Genomic DNA, 2,525 nt, shown 5'->3' on the forward strand with positions numbered 1-2,525 from the left:
TGGCGTCTGGGAAGAGTGGCTCATGTTCATGCTGGACGGGGTCGAACAGACGGCGGGACAGACCACCCGGCTGGTCCATCGGATCCGCGACCTGATGCTCGACCACAAGGTCCGGCTGCGGCGCGAACTTCCGAGGATCTACAGCCAGGACCTGCTCAACAACATGTTCAGCCACCCCTACAGCAAGATCGCATTCGTGGAGCGCGATCTCGGGGTGAGCCGCATCACGGCGACGCGCTATCTCGACGAACTCACGCGCATCGGCCTGATGCGAAAGCTGAAGCTCGGCCGCGAGAGCTACTACATGAACCGCGCGCTGCTGGACCTCCTGGGCAACGTCCAGGCCGTCTAGCGCCCGAGCTCGCTTGAGCGCGAACCGCCCTTGATCTGCGCCCCGTGGGCGGTGGGGATGAGCTCGATCCCGCGACCTATCGCCGGCGCCGACTGCCCCAGCTTCAGCCGCGCGAAGTGCTCCTGCCCGTCGCGATCCCTGACCAACACCCACGACGAGCCTCCGAGTTCGTCGTAGCGCCCGGTCTTGACGACCCGACCCCTGACCGACGTGTCGCCCAGTTCCAGGGGCTCGCGTCCCGCCTCCAGCCGGCGCTGCTGCAGGGTCCGGATGATGTCGCGCCGCAGCTGCAGGGTCCGCAGCCGCGGCTCGAGGTCCGGATGCAGCCGGAACCGCGGGCCCCGCCGAGTCGCCAGGCCGAGGGTCTCCAGATGGCGCAGGCGGCCCCGCAGCAAGGCCGACCACGCGTCGCTGCCGCCCACGCCGTCGTCCACCTCCAGGCTCGCGTCGGCCGCCGCGAGCAGTCGCCGGTCGAAGCCGGTGAAACGATCGGCCTGCGTCTCGCGCCAGATCCGCCGCTCCGCATCGCTGCGCGAGAGGTCGCCCAGGAGTTCGTGCGCCACCTCCTGGGCCCGCGCTCGAAATCCGTAGCCCATGTAGGCCCGGGGAATCACCAGGTCGCGACCCGAGCCGCGGCGACCACGCAACAACACGTGGGCGTGCGGCTGATCGGTGTCGAAGTGGCAGGTCGCCACCCATCTCAGGTCCGGATCACCGAGGTCGGCCGTGACCCGCCGCATGACCTCGCGCGTGTAGCGCTTGAGATCGGCGATCCGGTCGCCGTGCTCGGGCGAGACGATGAAGCGGAAGTGATGCCGATCCTCAGCCCACGCGCGCGTCACCGCGACCGCGTCGAGGTCCTCCGCCTCGCGGTCGAAGAAGGCGGGCCGTGCCGCGTCCTGGCCGGCGCAGGGGCGACCCAGGTAGGCGACGTGAGCCGCCAGTGCGGCGCCGCGCACGGCGCCCGCGCCGGCGTGGCGCGAGACCAGTCCCTTCACGATCACACGCTGCCGGATATCCAGCCGAAAGGGACGGCCTGAACGCCGTTGAGCGGCCCTGAGGACGCCCGCGCGGTCGCCGAGCGCGAACAGCCGCGAGGCGGCGAGCCGCTGCAGCATCACCGTCCGCGCAAGACCTTGATCCGACTTGAGCCGGGTGGGCAGCCTCGCGAAAGGCCGGGCACGCGGCGCGTCCGAGGGGCTCGAAAGTCGCGCGTCGATGGCTTCGCGGACCAGCATCAGAGCTTCCCATCCTGACGGTGCGGCGCGCACGTCACGGCGTGTTGTCGGTACGCCTGTGCGCGGCCCTAACCGACTGAAACGGTAGAGCAAAAGACGCGCCAAGACACCTCTTTTATCTTGCCCTAAACGACAAAATCGAGGGGAAGATCAATAATCATCAATCTGCATCAACAACGATCAAGAAGTCGCCGCCGTCGATCTCTGATGTCCTAGACTGAGTCTCCGCTCCACCGGCCAAACAGAAAAACCCGCCCGGCCGAAGCCGAGCGGGTCGAAGTGAGGCAGAGCGGCGCTAGGCTGCGCGAGCCCGGATCGCCAGGTGTTGCACGCCGCGGGAGCTGGCCTGCTGCGCCAGGTTCAGGGCGGGCCCGAACGGATGCGACTGCGCCGCACGTCCGGTGTCGAGCGACTGCGCCAGGGTCAGGCAGCAGGTGGGCTCCAGGGCCATCAGCTCATCGTTGGCTCGGAAGGGTGCGGCCTTGCCGTGCCGGTCGAAGTCGGCCCGGGCGAGCACCAGGGTGACACCCTTCTGCTGCGCCCAGCGGATCGCCAGACGTTCCGCACCCTTCGCTCCGGTCGTCGCCAACGCCATGTCCGGCCACTGCGCCCGAGCCCAGTTCAGGGCGTCGAAGATGCGGTTGGCGTCGACCCCGCTGTCGGCCATCGGCGCAGCCCGGAAGGCCACCACCGGACCGCCCGGATCGGCATCGGCCGCCCGGCGCCGCTCGATCGCCCGCAACGCCTGCTTGGCTTCCAACTGCGCCGCTGTCAGCTGCGTGCCGCGCCGGCTTCCGCGCCAGGGCGTCCAGACATCCCCGGTCGCCGTCGTGTAGACCTCGGCCGCGGCGTCGCGCACCAGCTCGCAGGCCGCCTGGGCCACATCCGCCGCGCGGGCCGAAGCGGTGGCCTCCTGCAGCTCGGTGTCGGCCATC

The 2,525-nt window shown here is 69.7% G+C and carries 2 protein-coding genes and 1 pseudogene; 1 reads left to right on the top strand and 2 read right to left on the bottom strand.

What is annotated here, in order from left to right; all coding sequences use genetic code 11:
* Positions 1–352, top strand: a pseudogene (locus JNK30_RS11555) (Fic family protein); the annotation flags it as partial.
* Here JNK30_RS11555 and JNK30_RS11560 read toward each other — a convergent pair.
* Positions 349–1,590, bottom strand: coding sequence for a DUF3363 domain-containing protein (locus JNK30_RS11560; protein WP_293482390.1), 1,242 nt, complete (start codon positions 1,588–1,590; stop codon positions 349–351). The pseudogene JNK30_RS11555 and the gene JNK30_RS11560 overlap by 4 nt on opposite strands.
* A 295-nt stretch (positions 1,591–1,885) precedes the next feature.
* On the bottom strand, positions 1,886–2,525 hold a 640-nt coding region (locus JNK30_RS11565; protein ID WP_293482391.1), incomplete at its 5' end, for a DUF2493 domain-containing protein.

Source organism: Phenylobacterium sp., assembly GCF_016793225.1.
GTDB lineage: Bacteria > Pseudomonadota > Alphaproteobacteria > Caulobacterales > Caulobacteraceae > Phenylobacterium.